The 16,165-nt window shown below is 71.5% G+C and carries 14 protein-coding genes, 1 tRNA gene and 1 pseudogene; 10 read left to right on the top strand and 6 right to left on the bottom strand.

The window, feature by feature from the left end:
* Positions 1-130: 130 nt before the first annotated feature.
* The 6 genes from OG927_RS29695 to OG927_RS29670 all read left to right on the top strand — a co-directional run bounded on the left by OG927_RS29695 (position 131) and on the right by OG927_RS29670 (position 5,464).
* Positions 131-913, top strand: coding sequence for a CoA transferase subunit A (locus tag OG927_RS29695; RefSeq protein WP_124280438.1), 783 nt, complete (start codon positions 131-133; stop codon positions 911-913).
* Positions 913-1,563 carry a CoA transferase subunit B gene (locus OG927_RS29690; protein WP_056790350.1) on the top strand — a complete coding sequence of 217 codons (651 nt, stop codon included), beginning with the start codon at positions 913-915 and terminating at the stop codon, positions 1,561-1,563. The genes OG927_RS29695 and OG927_RS29690 overlap by 1 nt, the downstream gene beginning before the upstream one ends.
* A gap of 165 nt (positions 1,564-1,728) precedes the next feature.
* Complete coding sequence (locus OG927_RS29685; protein WP_330321083.1) at positions 1,729-2,943, top strand: FAD-dependent monooxygenase; 1,215 nt, start codon at positions 1,729-1,731, stop codon at positions 2,941-2,943.
* Positions 2,944-2,966: 23 nt separating this feature from the next.
* Entirely contained in the window at positions 2,967-4,007 is a 1,041-nt protein-coding gene (locus OG927_RS29680; RefSeq protein WP_056790354.1) for a cupin domain-containing protein, read from the top strand.
* Positions 4,008-4,041: 34 nt separating this feature from the next.
* Positions 4,042-4,908, top strand: coding sequence for a fumarylacetoacetate hydrolase family protein (locus OG927_RS29675; RefSeq protein ID WP_319102517.1), 867 nt, complete (start codon positions 4,042-4,044; stop codon positions 4,906-4,908).
* Between the two features lie 100 nt (positions 4,909-5,008).
* Positions 5,009-5,464 carry a MarR family winged helix-turn-helix transcriptional regulator gene (locus OG927_RS29670; protein ID WP_056790360.1) on the top strand — a complete coding sequence of 152 codons (456 nt, stop codon included), beginning with the start codon at positions 5,009-5,011 and terminating at the stop codon, positions 5,462-5,464.
* A 298-nt stretch (positions 5,465-5,762) separates the two neighbouring features.
* Here OG927_RS29670 and OG927_RS29665 read toward each other — a convergent pair.
* The 3 genes and pseudogenes from OG927_RS29665 to OG927_RS29655 all read right to left on the bottom strand — a co-directional run.
* Positions 5,763-5,981, bottom strand: a pseudogene (locus OG927_RS29665) (TrmO family methyltransferase domain-containing protein); the annotation flags it as partial.
* Positions 5,982-6,116: 135 nt separating this feature from the next.
* Positions 6,117-6,190: transfer RNA gene (locus OG927_RS29660), tRNA-Pro, on the bottom strand.
* A 50-nt stretch (positions 6,191-6,240) separates the two neighbouring features.
* Positions 6,241-8,898 (bottom strand): ATP-binding protein, encoded by a 2,658-nt coding sequence (locus OG927_RS29655; RefSeq protein ID WP_056790363.1) that lies wholly within the window; start codon positions 8,896-8,898, stop codon positions 6,241-6,243.
* Between the two features lie 107 nt (positions 8,899-9,005).
* Here OG927_RS29655 and OG927_RS29650 point away from each other — a divergent pair, with 107 nt between their 5' ends.
* The 3 genes from OG927_RS29650 to OG927_RS29640 all read left to right on the top strand — a co-directional run bounded on the left by OG927_RS29650 (position 9,006) and on the right by OG927_RS29640 (position 10,676).
* Positions 9,006-9,521: a DUF309 domain-containing protein gene (locus OG927_RS29650; RefSeq protein WP_330321082.1), complete on the top strand. Its 516-nt coding sequence runs from the start codon at positions 9,006-9,008 to the stop codon at positions 9,519-9,521.
* A gap of 103 nt (positions 9,522-9,624) precedes the next feature.
* Positions 9,625-10,047: a DUF350 domain-containing protein gene (locus OG927_RS29645; protein ID WP_056790368.1), complete on the top strand. Its 423-nt coding sequence runs from the start codon at positions 9,625-9,627 to the stop codon at positions 10,045-10,047.
* A gap of 62 nt (positions 10,048-10,109) precedes the next feature.
* Complete coding sequence (locus tag OG927_RS29640; RefSeq protein ID WP_330321081.1) at positions 10,110-10,676, top strand: hypothetical protein; 567 nt, start codon at positions 10,110-10,112, stop codon at positions 10,674-10,676.
* Positions 10,677-10,695: 19 nt separating this feature from the next.
* Here the strand turns inward: OG927_RS29640 and OG927_RS29635 are convergent, their stop codons facing one another.
* From OG927_RS29635 to OG927_RS29625, 3 genes are read right to left on the bottom strand one after another with little or no spacing between them, the layout of a single operon-like run.
* Positions 10,696-11,931 carry an NAD(P)/FAD-dependent oxidoreductase gene (locus OG927_RS29635; protein WP_056790372.1) on the bottom strand — a complete coding sequence of 412 codons (1,236 nt, stop codon included), beginning with the start codon at positions 11,929-11,931 and terminating at the stop codon, positions 10,696-10,698.
* Positions 11,928-13,349, bottom strand: a complete 1,422-nt coding sequence (locus OG927_RS29630; protein ID WP_056790375.1) for an FAD-dependent oxidoreductase — start codon at positions 13,347-13,349, stop codon at positions 11,928-11,930. The genes OG927_RS29635 and OG927_RS29630 overlap by 4 nt, the downstream gene beginning before the upstream one ends.
* Positions 13,346-14,779 (bottom strand): FGGY family carbohydrate kinase, encoded by a 1,434-nt coding sequence (locus tag OG927_RS29625; protein WP_330321080.1) that lies wholly within the window; start codon positions 14,777-14,779, stop codon positions 13,346-13,348. The genes OG927_RS29630 and OG927_RS29625 overlap by 4 nt, the downstream gene beginning before the upstream one ends.
* A 369-nt stretch (positions 14,780-15,148) precedes the next feature.
* On the opposite strand from OG927_RS29625, the gene OG927_RS29620 reads away from it, so the two are divergent.
* Complete coding sequence (locus tag OG927_RS29620; RefSeq protein WP_056790383.1) at positions 15,149-16,156, top strand: hypothetical protein; 1,008 nt, start codon at positions 15,149-15,151, stop codon at positions 16,154-16,156.
* Positions 16,157-16,165 lie beyond the last annotated feature (9 nt).

Here is a 16,165-nt window from a genome sequence, read left to right as displayed (position 1 = left end):
CAAGGTGGCTCTGATCTCCGGCCCCCGCCCGAGCAGCGGCCTACGCTTCGCAGCCGGGCGCCGACCTCGTCATCGACAGCGGCTGGACTACGGCCCTGCCCGGTGCCATCACACGAAAGGAACCACGCACGTGAACAAAGTCAGCGGCAGTGCCGCCGAGGCGGTCGCCGACATCCCGGACGGCGCCTCAATCGCCGTCGGCGGTTTCGGACTCTCCGGAATTCCTGACGCTCTCATCGACGCCCTGCACAAACAGGAGGCAGCCGGGCTGGAGATCGTCTCCAACAACTGTGGCGTGGACGGCCGCGGCCTGGGCGTTCTGCTCGCCGCGGGGCGCATCGCCCGGGTCACCGGCTCCTACGTGGGCGAGAACAAGGAGTTCGCCCGGCAGTACCTCGGCGGAGAGCTCGAGGTGGAGCTGACCCCACAGGGCACACTCGCCGAACGCCTACGGGCCGGCGGCGCAGGCATTCCCGCCTTCTACACGCCGGCCGGCGTCGGTACCCAGGTGGCGGAGGGCGGCCTGCCCTGGCGCTACGCACTCGGGGGCACCTCCCGGCCGGAGGCTGGGGGAGGTTCGGTCGCCGTTGCCTCACCGCCCAAGGAAACCCGGGTCTTCTCGGGGCGGCCGTACGTCCTGGAGCACGGCATCACCACCGACTTCGCCCTCGTCCGTGCCTGGCGCGGCGACCGGCACGGCAACCTCGTCTTCCGCCGCGCCGCCGCCAACTTCAACCCGCTCGCTGCCATGGCCGGCCGCGTCACCATCGCCGAGGTCGAGGAGCTCGTCGAACCCGGCGAGCTGGCACCCGACGAGGTCCATCTGCCCGGCATCTACGTGCAGAGGATCGTGGAACTCACCCCCGGACAAGCCACTGACAAACGTATCGAGAAGAGGACGGTGAGCAACTGATGCCCTGGACCCGTGAACAGATGGCCTCCCGTGCGGCCGAGGACCTCGCTGACGGCTCCTACGTCAACCTGGGCATCGGCCTCCCGACCCTCATACCCGGCTACCTCCCGCCCGGGGTCCACGTCGTCCTCCACTCGGAGAACGGCATCCTCGGCACCGGCCCCTACCCCACCGAGGACGAGGTCGACCCGGATCTCATCAACGCGGGGAAGGAGACCGTCACCGTCCTGCCCGGTGCCTCCTTCTTCGACTCCGCGCTCTCCTTCGGCATGATCCGCGGCGGGCACATCGACACCGCCGTGCTCGGCGCCATGCAGGTCTCGGCCGGGGGCGACCTCGCCAACTGGATGATCCCCGGCAAGATGGTCAAGGGCATGGGCGGGGCGATGGACCTGGTCCACGGCGCCCGCCGCGTCATCGTCCTCATGGAGCACACCGCGAAGGACGGCAGCCCCAAGATCCTCCAGGAGTGCACGCTCCCCCTGACCGGCCGGCATTGCGTGCACCGCATCATCACCGATCTCTGTGTGCTGGATGTGACCGCTCGCGGCCTTGCCCTCGTCGAGACAGCCCCGGGCGTCACCTTCGCCGATGTCACAAAGCACACCGACGCTCCCGTGCACGCGGACAGCCACACGGCCGCATGTTGATCCCGTGGACCTGAGTCGCTGCTGACCCTTCTCTGCGAAACCGTTGACACCGGGGTAACACCCTCGCAATATGATCCGTACACCAATGATTAACGTACTGATCATTCAGGGGCGCTTCTCGTCGCCTTCCATCGGTGTCCTCCACTTCCCTGCCAAGGAGGCCATATGTCCGTGACCCCTGTTCCACTCCGCATCGCCGTAGTCGGCGGCGGCATCGGCGGTCTGGCCGCAGCACTGTCCACCGCCCGCGCCGGTCACCATGTGACCCTGGTGGAACGCGCCGCCCAGTTCGGGGAGATCGGAGCCGGCCTGCAGCTCGCCCCGAACGCTTCTCAGGCCCTCGAAGAACTGGGGGTGCTCAAGGCGGTCCGGCGCACTGCGGTCGCCCCGCCCCGGCTCGTGATGATGGACGCCCTGAGCGGAGATCAGGTCACCTCTCTCGATCTCCGCAGCCCGGCGTACACCGAGCGCTTCAGCCATCCCTACCTGGTCACGCACCGCACGGACCTGCATGCCGCGCTCCTCACCGCCTGCGAGGAACACCCCGCCATCACGCTGCGCACCGGGCACACCGTTACGCACGCCGAGCAGGACGACTCCGCAATACACCTGCATTTCGCCGAGACGACGACGGAGTTGAGGGCCGACGCGGTCGTGGCGGCGGACGGCCTGCACTCGCGGCTGCGTCAGGCCTTGGTAGGGGACGGCGAGCCGCTCTGCTCGCGCTACGTGGCGTTCCGCGGCGCTCTTCCCGCGGACAGGATGAGCGGCCGCATGTCACAGCACGCCGCGTCGGACGCGGTGATGGTCTGGGCCGGGCCGCGCATGCACCTGGTGCAGTACCCGGTACGTCGCGGAGAGCTCTACAACCAGGTCGCGGTGTTCGAGAGCGACCACTACACACCGGACTCGGACGCCTGGGGCACCGAAGCCGAGCTCGAGGAACGCTTCGGAGGAACCTGCCAGGCCGTGCGTGACGCCCTGCCCCTGATAGCGCGGGACCGGCGCTGGCCTCTGTTCGACCGTCTCCCCATCGACAACTGGGTGCACGGCCGGATCGCACTGCTCGGTGACGCCGCGCACCCGATGCTGCAGTACCTGGCCCAAGGCGCCTGTCAGGCACTGGAAGACGCGGTCGCCCTGGGAGGGGCTCTCGGCCGGTTCACCGACCCTGCCGACGCCTTCGCCGCGTACGCCGATCAGCGCAGGGGGCGTGCGGCACGCATCCAGACCAACGCCCGCCGCTTCGGCGAGATCTGCCACCTGGAGGGCATGGGTGCCACCTTGCGCAACCAGCTGTTCGCGTCGCGTGAGCCCGAGCACTTCGACGACGTCTCCTGGGTGTGGACACCGTCCCCGGCCACCCTCGCCATCACGTGATCCAGCAACCGCAGGAGGACCTCATGACGACCGAAGAACTCGCTTACAAGGCCCTGCCGGGCCTGGGTGCGGCTCCGCTCTGGCGTTTCTACGGGAACCTGTTCCCCGCTCAGCCGAAGAGCCGTGCCGTTCCCTACCGCTGGAGCTGGCAGGAACTGCGGCCCCTCCTGCTGCACTTCTCCCAGACCCTCTCGCTGGAAGAGGCCGAGCGCCGGGTTCTGATGCTCGTCAATCCCGGCCTGACCGATCCCCCGGCCACCGTCAACACGCTCTACGCCGGGCTGCAGGTCATCCTGCCCGGCGAGACCGCGCAGGCCCACCGGCACACCTCCAACGCCTTCCGCTACATCCTGGAGGGCAGCGGCGCGTGGACGACGGTCAACGGGGAGCGCGTCTTCATGGCTCCGGGTGATCTGCTGCTCACCCCGGGATGGCACTGGCACGACCACACCCACGAGGGCGACGCGCCCATGATCTGGCTCGACGCCCTCGACTACCCGCTGGTCAACGCCCTGGAAGCCGGCTTCTACGAAAAGTTCCACCAGCGCCTCCAGCCCGTTACCCGGGCGGACGACGCGGGCAGCAGGCAGTTCCTCCACGGCAGGCTCAATCCCGTCTGGCTCTCGCAGGACGGGCCCAACTCCCCCGTCACCCGTTACACCTGGCAGGAGACCCAGCGGTCACTGGAAGGCATCGCCGACACGGCCGCGGGAAGTGACGTCGACGGCATCGTCCTGGAGTACACCAACCCGTGGACGGGCGGCCCGGTCATGCCCACCATCGGCTGCCGCGTCCAGCGCCTGCGCCCCGGATTCCAGGGAGCAGGCCGCCGGCACACGGCCTCCACCATCTTCAACGTCGTCCGCGGTGAAGGCGCCACGATCGTGGACGGCGTGCGACTGGAGTGGGCCGAGCACGACACCTTCGCGGTGCCCGGCTGGGCCTCCTACCGTCATCTGAACGCCTCCGCATCCGACGACGCGGTCCTGTTCTCGTACAGCGACGAGCCCGTCATGCGCTCCCTCGGCCTCTACCGCACCGAAGACGCCGACCCCGGCGCCTGATCTCCCCCACCCGATACTTCACAAGGAGGCCACGATGCGCCTGGCCCTGTTCAACAAGGGACGCCTCGGGATCGTCGACGGCGACGACCTCGTCGACGTGACCGAACAACTCACCGGAACCAGCACCCCGAGTGCGGCCGGTGCGCTGCACCAGCACATCGAGACCGTCGCCCGCGACGGAGCAGTACAGATCGATCTCACCGGCTGCGCACGCGTTCCGCTCGACGAAGCAGCCCTCGAAGCCCCCCTGCCCCGGCCCGGAAAGGTCGTCGGCGCACCAGTCAACTACCTCGACCACAAGGCCGAGATGGCATACACCACCTCGGTCGCTGACCTCGGGGTCTTCCTCAAGGCCAACTCCTCCGTCATCGGCCCGGGCCAGGACATCGTCCTGCCCTACACCGACAAGCGCACCGACCAGGAAGGTGAACTGGGCGTCGTCATCGGACGCACCGCCAGCAATGTCGACGCGACCGACGCACTCGACCACGTCTTCGGCTACACCTGCGTGCTGGACATCACGGTGCGCTCCGGTGAGGACCGCTCCACGCGCAAGTCGTTCGACACGTTCACTCCGATCGGTCCTTGGATCGTCACCGCAGACGAGATTCCGGACCCCGGCTCCCTCGACCTGCGCTGTGATGTCGGTGGTGCCACCCGGCAGCGCACCAACACGGCCGATCTGATCTTCGGGGTCGCGGAGCTGATCGCCTACACCTCGTCCGTCATGACACTCCACCCCGGCGACGTGATCGCGACAGGTACGCCCGCCGGAGTGGGACCGCTCAGCCACGGGGACCGGGTCGTCCTGGAGATCGACCGGGTCGGCCGTCTCGAAGTGGGTGTCGACGGCTCCCGGGCCACCCCGTACGAGCAGCGCCCCGGACGACGGGACCGCTGACGGAAGGTCGCACACAAGGTGGTGCCGCGCACTTCTAGACTCCATCCAGACCGGCTGTCTCTCGGCCGGCACCACCTAGACGACGGACGGAGGGAGCACCATGGCGCGCGCACTGGAGCTGCCCAACTACATCGGCCATCTGATCCGGCGTGCCGAGCAGGTGCACACGGCTCTCTGGGCCCAGCACGTGTCCAGGGAGATCACCTCCCAGAAGTTCGCCGTCCTCAACGCGCTGAGCCGGGAGCCCGGCGTGGACCAGCGGACTCTCGGGCGCCTCACCTCGCTGGACCGCTCCACGGTCAACCTGATGATCCGCCGCCTGACCGAGCAGGCTCTCGTGAGCCAAGTGCGCGACGACGAAGACCGCAGGCGGACCCTGCTGAGTCTCACCGACGAGGGGGCCGCGCTGCTCGACTCCCTGATCGCTCCGGCAGAACGGATCAACGAACTACTTCTCAGATCGCTTCCCGAGGGTGAACGGGCGATAGCCGTTGACATCCTCAGCAGACTTGCCTCGCTGGACGAGGGGTCGCTCCGCGGCGGAGCACGAGCCTGACAGGGCGTCCTTCGGATGCGAACCGCCCAGCGCTCGGACCTCACTCCACGTGTGAGGAACAGAGCCTGTCGGACGACCGCACCACGGGCGAGGAAGGTGTCACACATTGACATACGACCGCCTCAAGAGCGCTGCCCCGCTGAGCCGACAGCCCAGACAGAAGCCTGCATCGGCCGCTGGCACGGGCCCTGTCATCGGCCGCGCCCTGCAGATCCTCGGCGCCTTCACCGCGGAGCATCCGTACCTGTCACTGAGTGACTCCCGGCCGCGCCACCTCAGGGAATCACGGGGAGTCGATCTACGAACGGCCTGAGGCGTCAAGCCAGTACGTGGAGAGCATCTCGCCCGGCCAAGTCGGCTGACGTACTTCACCTCGCGGCCCCATCTCCTCGAAGTACGGAGCCAGGTCGATGATCGGTGTCCCGTCGACGGCGTCAAGATCCGTCACCAGGAGATCCCGGCCCTCCACTTCCAGCAACCGAGGGTGGCTGGTCGCCAGCTGGTTAGGCCTCCGATGCGCTCCCTGCCGAGCCCGGTCGTCATGACCCGCTGACACCGGTCAAGGAGGCTGGTCCCCGGCTGGCCCCCAAGAATGATCAAGGGCCGGTTTCGGATTGCTCCGAAACCGGCCCTGACCTGCGACTGTCTCCAGTCGGGACGACAGGATTTGAACCTGCGACCCCTTGACCCCCAGTCAAGTGCGCTACCAAGCTGCGCCACGTCCCGATGCGATTCCCCCCGGTGCTCCCGGGTGACCGCGCAGGACAAACATTACCTCACTCCGAGGACCGGATCGACGTGCGTACCTGTTGGGCCAGCGTCGCCAGTGTCTCGGCTCCGCAGGTCGCGGCGAGCTTCTGGGCGCGGGCCAGTTCCCTCGGGGAACGGATCGCCCTTCCGTACTCGAAACGGGCCACGGCGTGCTCGTATGCGGACGACGACGCCTCGAGGTGGCGTACGGACTCGGCCAGCAGGTGAACGGCCTCCTCCGGGGGTACGAAGAGGGCCACGCAGCGCAGGGCCTCGCCGATCGCCGTGTCCGTGCCGAAGCGCTCCGCGTGGACGCGGGCACGGGTGGCGAGCTGGGCGGCCCGCACCGGATCGGTGTCGGCCAGGGCCCGCGCGAGGTCGCCGGCCCAGGGTGCCCAGATGCCGTTGAACCGGCCCCGGGGCTCCAGTGCCGCCCCGGCGGACTCCAGCTCGGCGACGGCCTCCTCGAGACGGCCTTCGGCCAGCAGCAGCTTCCCGCGGACGCACGGGCCGTCCGGCAGGACCATCGCGCTCGGATAGGGCGGGCCGAAGTCGTACCGGTCGGCCACGCGCCGGGCCTCCGTCGTGCGGCCGCGGGCGATCAGGGTGTCGACGAGCAGGCAGGTGGCGTCCCAGTGGACGGGCAGTCCGCTGCCGGCCCGGTCGGCGAGGCGCAGCCCTTCGCGGAGGAAGCCCTCGGCCTCGGCGAGACGGCCGCGCCGACGGTGGACGAGGCCCAGGAGTGTGTGGGCGAACGCGAGGTGCGCCCCGCTCCAGCCGGAGATCTCGAAGGCGCGCACGGCCTCGCCGAAGAGTTGCTCCGCCCGGTCGAGCCGGTCGGTGAAGGCGTAGGTGATGCCGACCATCGTGGGGAGCTCGAAGCCCCACTCGGTGTCGGTCCAGCCGAGTCCGCGGGCAGGCCGACCGTCCACGAGCGCGCGTTCACAGAGGTCGACGACGAGTTGGGCGTTCTCACCGCGGAGCATGGCGTCGAAGGCACGCAGGGTGAGCAGAGCGCGCTCGGCGTTGTCACGGCCCTTGAGGTGATCGGCGTTGCGGGCGAGCCGGGCCGAGCGGGTGGGGCCGTCGTCCTCGGTGGCCTGCATGCCCTCCCACAGGAAGTGCGCGGCCTGGAGGCGCATCAGACCGGGCCCGGGAGCCGTACGGGATGCTTCGGCGGCCAGGGAGAGCGCCGCGTCCTTGAGCTGGTTGTTGTGGGCCAGCGCGGCGGCGAGCCGGAACGTGGCGTCGACGCGCGCGTTGTCGTCGAGCCCCGGTGTGTCGAGTGCGGCTCGCAGGTGCTGCACCGTGGTGGGCGGTGAGCTGAGCAGCGTGGCGCAGCCCAGTTCGTACAGCAGGGACGCTCTGTCGCCGCGCCGCGGCGGTTCTTCCAGGGCGCGTTCGAGGCAGCGCCTGGCAGCTTCCGGTGCGCCGACCGCGAGGTGCTGTCCCGCGGCCTCGCGGAGCTGTGCGACCAGCTCCTGGTCATCGTCCGGATGAACTTCGAGCAGATGGCGGGAGGCCGCCGCGGCACCGAGCCCGGCCTGGTTGATGGCCCAGGCGGCACGCCCGTGCATCGCGGTGCGGGTGGCGGGCGGGATGGAGCGGTAGACGGCGGTGGCGATGAGCGGGTGCACGAATTCCAGCGGGTCGAAGCCGCTGACGATACGGGCGTCACGCAGGCGAGCCGTGCAGTCGGCCGCCTCGGCCGAGCTCATCCCGGCCAGGGTCGCGGCGAGCTCCTGGGAGATCTCGGTGCCCAGGACGGCGGCGGCCCACGCGAAGCGGTTGGCGTTGGTACCCAGGCGTTCGAGGCGGGCGACGAGACCGCTGCCACGGGCCGACGCTCCGAGCTCGCGCAGCAGCCCGGCGGACTCCTCCACCGGCGCCAGCTCGCGGTCCTGCGCCTTGGCGACGAGCTCGACCACCTCGTAGGGGTTGCCGCCGGTGACGGCCCACACCTCGCGGCAGAAAGGGTCGTCCGCGTGGTCGCCCAGGCCCGCGCGGACCAGCTCGGCGGTGGCGTCGGGGGTGAGGGCGCGCAGCGCCACGCGGATCTGAGCCGGATGTCCGGCGGCACCGCCTGACTCCGCCTCACGGGCGGGGCCCCAGTCGGCCTTGCGGTCGGCGAGCTCCTGCGGGCGGTGCGCCTGGACCACCAGGACGGGCAGTTCGGACAGCCGCACGGTGAAACCGGCGAGCCAGGCCAGCGATTCGCCGTCCGCCCAGTGGGCGTCGTCCACTATGAGGAGTAGGGGCCGGTGGCTGAGGCGTGAGGCGAGGCGTGCCACGAGGTAGTCGAGGCCGTCCCTGACACCTTGCGGGTCGGGCTGCGGGCCCCGGGGCTCGGCGAGTCCCAGGGCGGGTGCGGTGATCTCGAACCAGTCGCCGAAGAGCGCCCTGGTCTCGTCGGCGGGGAACTGGTCGAGTGCGGGCTGCAGGAGCTGGCGTACGACGTGGAACGGGACCGAGGTGACGGTCTCGCCGCCGCGGGCGGACCAGATGGTGCAGCGATCGGCGGCCATGGCGCGGATCTCGCCGAGCAGGGCGGTCTTGCCGATGCCCGCTTCGCCGCTGAAGACCAGCAGCCCGCCGGCCGACTGACCGCCGCACAGGGCGTTCACCGCCTGTGTGGCGGCGGCGAGTTCCGGTTCGCGCTCGTACAACGGCCGGGACGGCTTCATGCCTCCCCTTCCCAGAGTGGTTGCGGAGGACTCCGAGCCTAGTCGTGCGCGGGGGTCCACGGACAGGGTTCACGCAGTTCGTCGCAGGTGCGGGGCACAATCGGTGGGTGGACGAATCTCGCAGGGACCGCGATGACGAAGGGCGGGCGCGCAATGCGCGCCCCCGTGACGGACTGGGGCGCCCTCTGCCGTACGGGACTCCGGGTGTGGAGCGCCAGCCCGAGGGGGTCGTGCGCTCCCCCGACGAGACGGTGCGCGAGGCCCAGCGGCTGCTGGACGCGGGCATGCCGTTCCATGCGCACGAGGTCTTCGAGGACGCCTGGAAGTCGGGGCCGGAGGCGGAGCGGGAGCTGTGGCGGGGACTCGCGCAGATGGCGGTGGGACTGACGCACGCGGCCCGGGGCAACAGTGCCGGCGGAGCACGGCTGTTGAGGCGTGGTGCGGCCGCCGTGGAGGCGTTCGGGGAGTCCGGTCCGCACGGGATCGGGGTGGGCGCGCTGATCGTCTGGGCGCGGGAGCTGGCCGGACGGGTGGACACGCCGGGGGACGGAACCGCCGGGCGGGCGCGCGTCGTGGACGCCTCGACGGAGGCCCCCCGGTTGCGGCCGGGGGGCCGGGCCTGAGGGTGAGCACGGGCGTGCGATAGGTTTTGCCCTTTCTTGACGGCGTGTTGATCACACACGCCTCGCCCCAGCCTCGACCACTGCTCAGGAGACGGACGCCCCGATGACCGACATCATCAACGGCCTCGGCCGTGCCACTGCTTACGGGGCCCTCGGCGTCGTACTGCTCGTTCTCGGCATTTTTCTGATCGACGCGCTCACCCCGGGCAAGCTCGGCCGTCAGATATGGGAGGAGCGCAACCGCAACGCGGCACTGCTGCTCAGCTCCGCCCTGCTGGGTATCGGCGGCATCGTGTTCACCTCGATCTGGACGACGTACGAGGACTTCGGCAAGGGCCTCGTCTCGACCGCCGCCTTCGGGCTGCTCGGTCTGGTCATGATGGCCGCGGCCTTCCTGGTGGTCGACCTGGTCACGCCCGGGAAGCTCGGGGCCACGCTGGTCGAGCGGGAGCCTCATCCGGCGGTGTGGGTGACGGCTTCCTGCAATCTCGCGGTGTCGGCGATCGTGTCGGCGTCGATCGCCTGATCGAACAGCTGATCCCGCCGACCGGCGAACATCATGCTGCGCAGCCATTACGATCCGGCGTCATGAGCACTTCTGACCAGGAGCAGGACCAGGCCCGGGAACGGGAGCAGGACCGGGAACGGGACCGGGCCCCACGACCGGAGCGGATAGCCGGGCCCGGCGGTGAAGCCGGGCCCGACACGGCGGCCACACCCGGAGAGGCGGCCGTACCCGGCAGGACGGCCGAACCCGCCGAGCCCTCCGAGCCCACCGGGGCGGTCGCGGCCGACCAGGCACCCGGGTCTTCCGAGGCAGCTGCGGCACCCGAAACACCCGAGGCCGAGGCTGTCGTCGAGCCGGGCGACGACGCGGCCGGGTCCCGTACCGGAGAACAGCGACTGACGCCCCGTCAGGCGAGGCACCTGCGGATCGCCCTCTCCTCGCTGGGCATGGCGGCGATGGCCGTCGTCCTGGCGCTGCGCATAGCGAGCCGGTCGTCCGTGCTGGTCGTCGGCGTGTACGGACTCGCGCTGATCCTCTGCGGCGTGGTGATCGAGCTCAGCAGGAACGGCCGCACCCGCCTCGGCAGCTGGCTGCTGGGCATCGGCCTGGTGGCGGCCGTGTGCGCGGACCAGCTGCTCATCCCCTGACGCGGACGCGCCCGGGACCCTACGACGCGGAGATGTGCACGGCCGGACCCTCCGGATCGACACGGTCGAGCCATCCGGCCGCCAGGTGGAGGGGCCGCCCCGGCACCGCGGGCAACAGCAGCCGCTGCCGGTGGAGTTCGCGCCTGCCCTGGCTGACGACGAGCAGCGGCAGGGCGAGCCTCCGTGCGGTGCGCAGCACGAACCGGTCCCCCGCCGGACGCGTCGCGGCGTCCGGGCCCGTGACGTTGGGCGCGATCCACCGCAGGGGCGCGTCGGCCACGAGGGGCCTCCCCTCGCCGGCGGGTTCATCGGTACCGGCCAGCCGGTGCAGGACGGATACGGCCACGGCGCGCCCCTCGTCCGCCGCGACCCCCGCGGGCTCCACGGCGTGCAGGAGGTTCCCGGCGGCGAAGACGCCCGGCCGTGAGGTGCGGTACGCCGCGTCGTGGGCGGGCCCGCGCGTGCCGGGGTCCAGGACGATGCCCGCGCGCCGGGCGAGCTCGTGGTCGGGGACGAAGTCCCCGGTGAGGACGACGGTGTCGCAGTGCAGGGTCGTGGTGCGGCCGTCCGTGCGGCGCAGGGTCACTCCGGTCAGCCGTGTCCTGCCCTCGATGCCGGTGACGGTGGCGCCGGTGAGCAGCGGAACGCTCCGGCGTACGCGGAGGGGGGCGGCCGGCTGGTCCGTGACCATGGCGACGATCCGGACCCCGGCGGCGCGCAGGGCGGCGACGGCCGCGTGGGCGACGGGTTCGTCGCCGACGACGACGGCACGGGTGCCGATCCGCTGTCCGTACCGGTGGACGGCCTGCTGGAGTTCGCCGGTGGTGTAGACGCCGGGCGGGCGGCTGCCGGGGATGAGGCGGGCGCTGCGGGGCCGTTCGCGGGCGCCGGTGGCGAGGACGACGGCTTTGGCGGTGATCTGTTCGAGCCCGGTGGGTCCGGTGGTCTCCACGGTGAGGGGGCCCGCCCAGCCGGTGACGCCGACTCCGGTGCGCAGGTCGGCGCCGGCGCGTACGGCAGCGGCCACGCTCTGCCTCGCGTACGCCGGTCCGCTCGTCCCGCCCCGGGTGAGGCGTCCGCCGAATCCGCCGTGCCGGCAGTGGCGGGGGATGCCGCCCGCCTCCTGATCCCGCTCCAGGATCTCGACCCGGCCGGCACCGGCCGCGGCCAGCTCGGCCCCGGCGGCGAGACCGGCCGGGCCCGCGCCGACGATGAGTACGTCGACGGTCCGCTCGGTCCGTCCGCTCCCCGTCATGGCCGCGCCTCCTCGAACAGGGCGCGGACGGCGGCGCCGCAGTGGAAGCCCTGGCACCGGCCGCCACGGGCGCGGGTGCGGCGCCGCAGGCCGTCCAGGGACTGCGGCGGGACGGTGGAGTCGAGGGCGTCACGGATCTCGCCGAGGGTGACGTACTCGCAGTGGCAGACGAGCGTGCCGTACGCCGGGTCCCTCGCGATCAGGTCGGCCCGCCGGTAGGGCCGGGGGACGGCCTCTCCGAGGTTGGGCATCGTGATGGGCGGCAAGCCGTGCGGGGGGCCGAGCTCGAGGCCGGTCCCGGCGAGGAGTGCGGTGACGTGTACGGCGATCGCCATGGAGGCGGTCAGTCCGGTGGACCGGATGCCGCCGACGGCGACGTACCGCCGGCCCGGGTGGTCCTGGATCCGGTAGTCCTCCTGTCCCGTCGCGGCGCGCAGTCCCGCGTAGACGGCGGTGACCTCCTCGTCGACGAGTGCGGGCATGATCCGGCGGCCCTGCTCGCGCAGGAGGTCCAGGCCGTCAGCGGTGGATCCGGTGGCGGTCCTGTCGTCCAGGTCCTCGGAGGTGGGACCGAGCAGCACGTTGCCGAACACCGTGGGGGCGACGAGGACGCCCTTGCCGGCCGAGGTCGGCACCGGCAGGAGGATGTGGCGCACGAGGTCGCGGGCGAGCTTGTCGAAGACGATCAGCTGACCTCGGCGCGGGGTCACGGTGAACACGTCGTGGCCCAGGAGCCGGTCGATCTCATCGGCGTACAGTCCGGCGGCGTTGACCAGGTACCGGGTGCGCAGCGGGCCGCGCGAGGTACTCACCGTATGGCCGTGCGGAGCGCTGCCGATGTCCGTCACCCGGCAGTTCAGGTGCAGGTGGACTCCGGCGCGGACGGCCTGGGTGGCGAAGGCGAGCGGGGTCGTCCAGGGGCAGATGACGCTCTCGTCGGGGATCTCGAGCGCGCCGAGCGCGCCGGGGCCCAGGTGGGGTTCGCGGGCGCGCAGTTCGTCGGCGCCGATGAGGCGTGCCGCGTCGTAGCCGTTGCGCTCCGCCTTGGCCAGCAGCTCCGGCAGCACGGCGAGCTGGTCGGTGTCCCAGGCCACGAGCAGGGCACCGGTGCGCTCGACGGGGATGCCGGTCTCTTCCGCGTAGGCGGCGAGCAGCCCGCGGCCCTCACGGACCAGTCGGGCCTCCAGCGAGCCGGGCACGGCGTCGAAACCGGTGTGCAGGATGGCGGTGTTGGCCTTCGAGGTGCCGTTGCCGATGTCGTCGGAGGCCTCGACGAGGGCGGTGCGCAGGCGGTACCGGGCCAGTTCACGGGCGATGGCCGCACCGACGACACCGGCTCCGACGACGGTGACGTCGTACGTCCCCTCCGGGCCGCCGGCCCCGGGCAGACGGCCGGCCGTGGTGATCGTGACCGTCACGTGCGCTCCAGCAGGGTGTCCACCGCGGCGCGGAACCCGTCGAGGCGGGCTGCAGCCTCGTCCGGGCCGATCCGTGGCTCGTAGACGGCGGAGGGCTTCCACTGCGGCATCACCTGCCGCGCGTCCAGCCGGGGGTCGAGTCCGAGCCGGGCCACGGCACCGGCACCGAGCGCGGTGACGTCGGGCAGCGCGGACACCTCGACCGGCCGTTGCAGCAGGTCGGCCTGCGTCTGCATGAGCAGCGCGGAGCGGGTCAGGCCGCCGTCGACGCGCAGTGCGGTGAGCGGTGAGCCCAGGTCGGCCGCGGCTGCCTCGGCGAGGGCGACGACCTGGGCGGCGATGCCCTCGCACAGCGCGCGCACCAGGTGGCCCGCGGTGGTGTCGAGCCCGAGGCCCGTCACGGAGCCGCGCAGGTCGCCGCGCCACCAGGGGGCGGCGAGCCCCGCGAGTGCGGGTACGAAGGTGACCCCGCCGCTGTCGGGGACGGCGGAGCCGACGGGGTCGAGGTCGGCGGCACCGGAGATCACCCCGAGGCCGGTGAGCCAGCGCACGGCGGAGGCGGCCGTGTAGACCTGTCCGTCGAGGCAGTAGCTCGCGCGTCCGCCGAAGCGCCAGGCGACACAGCTGACGAGGCCGGACGAGCCGGTGCTGGGCCGGCTGCCGGTCTGGGCCAGGAGGAACGCCCCTGTGCCGTACGTGCATTTGGCGTTGCCGGGCTCCACGGCGTTCTGGGCCAGCAGGGCGGCCTGCTGGTCGACGAGGAGTCCGGTGAGGGGGATGTCGCCGCCGAAGGAGGTGGTGGTGCCCACCGGCCCGGCGCAGTCGACGACGGCGGGGAGACGCTCGTCGGACAAGCCGAAGATCTCCAGCGCCGGGGGCGACCAGTCGGTGTCGTGGAGGTCGAGCAGTTGGGTGCGTCCGGCGGTGGCCGCGTCGGTGACGAAGGCCCCGGTGAGCCGGTGGACCAGCCAGGAGTCGCTGGTCGTCACGACGCCCTCTCGGGTCAGTTCGCGGCGGATCCAGGCCATCTTGGGCGCGGCGAAGTACGGGTCGAGCGGCAGCCCGGTGAGCCGTCTCAGCTCCTCGGCGTGTGCGGCCAGGCCGGTGCAGAGGCCCTCGGTCCGCCGGTCCTGCCAGACCAGGGCTTCGGTGAGCGGCCGGCCGGTCGCGGGGTCCCAGGCCAGGACCGTCTCGCCCTGATTGGCCAGACCGACCGCCGCCACGGGCTCGCCGGCCTCGGCCAGTGCCTGCGCGCCCGCGTCGAGGACGGAGGCGAGGAGCTCGGCGGGATCGGCCTCGACGGTTCCGCCGGAGCCGTACCGCGGCCGGACCGGCGCGGAACCGGAACCGATCACGCCGCGCTCGGGACAGATCACCAGGGCCTTGGTCCCGGAGGTTCCCTGGTCGATGGCGAGTACGGGGTCCGTCATCGTCGCTCCAGCCGTGCGGGCCGCCCGGGGCGGGCGGCACGTGATCATCTGGTCCTCGGGCCCACAGTCGTGCAGACCACGCCGTGCGTCAACCCTCACCCGAACATCCCGTGGACGAGGGTATTTGGCGATCAACGTCCTGTATGTAAACGCTACTTGAGTAAGATCCGCAAAGTCGTCCGACGGTGGGTGCATGGCGCTCTACACTCACCGCCGAGTGGTCAACCGGACGCTCGACGGCGGATCCGTGACCGGACCCGCCCAGCCCCCCACGTCCTTGAGGATTCATGACGAGCAGACCACGCACCGTGCCGCGGTGCCCGGCACACCGCCCCGCCCCCACAGGCCGTTCAGGGGCGGGGCGCGCACATGGCCCCCAGTGAATTCAAGCCGGTCTACCACCCCGCGGGGCACGATCACGACTTACGCACGGCCCTGCAGGACCTGCGCACCGGACGCTGGCTCTCCATGCGGGACCTTCTGGAGAGCACGCCGGACTGGTCGGCATGGACCCGGCGCACCCAGGTCCTCGCCGCCGTGGCCGCAGGCTCCGACGCGGTGCAGGCCTGGCAGGCCGAGGAGCCGCGGAGCGTCGCGGCGACCGTGATGCACGCCCGGGTGGTCGTGGAGCGGGCGGTACGCGCCCGTCGCGAGAAGCACGCACGCGCGCAGGAGTTGTGGCAGCAGGCCTGGGAGGGGTGCCGCGCGGCCGCGCACGCCTCCCCCGCCGACCCGGTTCCCTGGGTCTGCCTCCTGGCCCTGTCCCAGCTCGACGAGCGCCAGCGGCTGGAGGAGCACCGCCTGCCGCCGCCGGGCCCGATGCTCTTTCCCGGGCCGTGGGGCCTGCTGGCGGAGGCCGACAGGCGCGATCCGTTCAATCGCGAGGCGTACCACCGGATGCTGCAGTTCGTCTACGCACGGCAGACCGGCAGGAACCTCTCCGAGGCGGTCGACTTCGTGCAGTGGGCGGCCTCGTCCGCGCCGGAGGGCTCCCCGCTCCACGCGCTCCCGCTGTATGTGCGGGTGGAGCGCTACCGGCACGAGCAGGGCAACGAGAAGGCCCTGGACCTGCACTGGGTCACCGAGGACGGCGAACGCGACGCCCGGCGCGCACTGCACATCTGGTTCGCCCACACCGACCCGGCCACCCAGTCGCTGCTCGATCTGAACCATCTGGCCCACGCCCTGTGGGGGTCGCTCCAGTTCGTCGACGCGGCGCCGGTGTTCCGGGCCCTCGGGCCGTACTACACCTCCGTCCCGTGGGCGTACCGGAATCGGCACCCCCGGGATCCGGCCGGTGCCGAGGACGTGTTCCTGCGGGCCCGGAGCCGGTGCCTCACCGCCGACGTCAGCCCCGGCAGGGGCCCTCGCGGCTGAGACCCGCCC

Origin of the sequence: Streptomyces clavifer (genome assembly GCF_036345975.1) — a bacterium.
GTDB lineage: Bacteria > Actinomycetota > Actinomycetes > Streptomycetales > Streptomycetaceae > Streptomyces > Streptomyces clavifer.
The sequence above is the reverse complement of the archived record's forward strand: the minus strand, read 5'-3'. Positions and strand labels throughout refer to the sequence as shown.

Coding starts and splice junctions, on each gene's coding strand:
- OG927_RS29670 (WP_056790360.1), top strand. CDS start 5,009: ATGGCGCGCGCACTGGAGCTGCCCAACTACATCGGCCATCTGATCCGG.
- OG927_RS29640 (WP_330321081.1), top strand. CDS start 10,110: ATGAGCACTTCTGACCAGGAGCAGGACCAGGCCCGGGAACGGGAGCAG.
- OG927_RS29620 (WP_056790383.1), top strand. CDS start 15,149: ATGGCCCCCAGTGAATTCAAGCCGGTCTACCACCCCGCGGGGCACGAT.
- OG927_RS29635 (WP_056790372.1), bottom strand. CDS start 11,931: ATGACGGGGAGCGGACGGACCGAGCGGACCGTCGACGTACTCATCGTC.
- OG927_RS29675 (WP_319102517.1), top strand. CDS start 4,042: ATGCGCCTGGCCCTGTTCAACAAGGGACGCCTCGGGATCGTCGACGGC.
- OG927_RS29625 (WP_330321080.1), bottom strand. CDS start 14,779: ATGACGGACCCCGTACTCGCCATCGACCAGGGAACCTCCGGGACCAAG.
- OG927_RS29690 (WP_056790350.1), top strand. CDS start 913: ATGCCCTGGACCCGTGAACAGATGGCCTCCCGTGCGGCCGAGGACCTC.
- OG927_RS29680 (WP_056790354.1), top strand. CDS start 2,967: ATGACGACCGAAGAACTCGCTTACAAGGCCCTGCCGGGCCTGGGTGCG.
- OG927_RS29655 (WP_056790363.1), bottom strand. CDS start 8,898: ATGAAGCCGTCCCGGCCGTTGTACGAGCGCGAACCGGAACTCGCCGCC.
- OG927_RS29645 (WP_056790368.1), top strand. CDS start 9,625: ATGACCGACATCATCAACGGCCTCGGCCGTGCCACTGCTTACGGGGCC.
- OG927_RS29685 (WP_330321083.1), top strand. CDS start 1,729: ATGTCCGTGACCCCTGTTCCACTCCGCATCGCCGTAGTCGGCGGCGGC.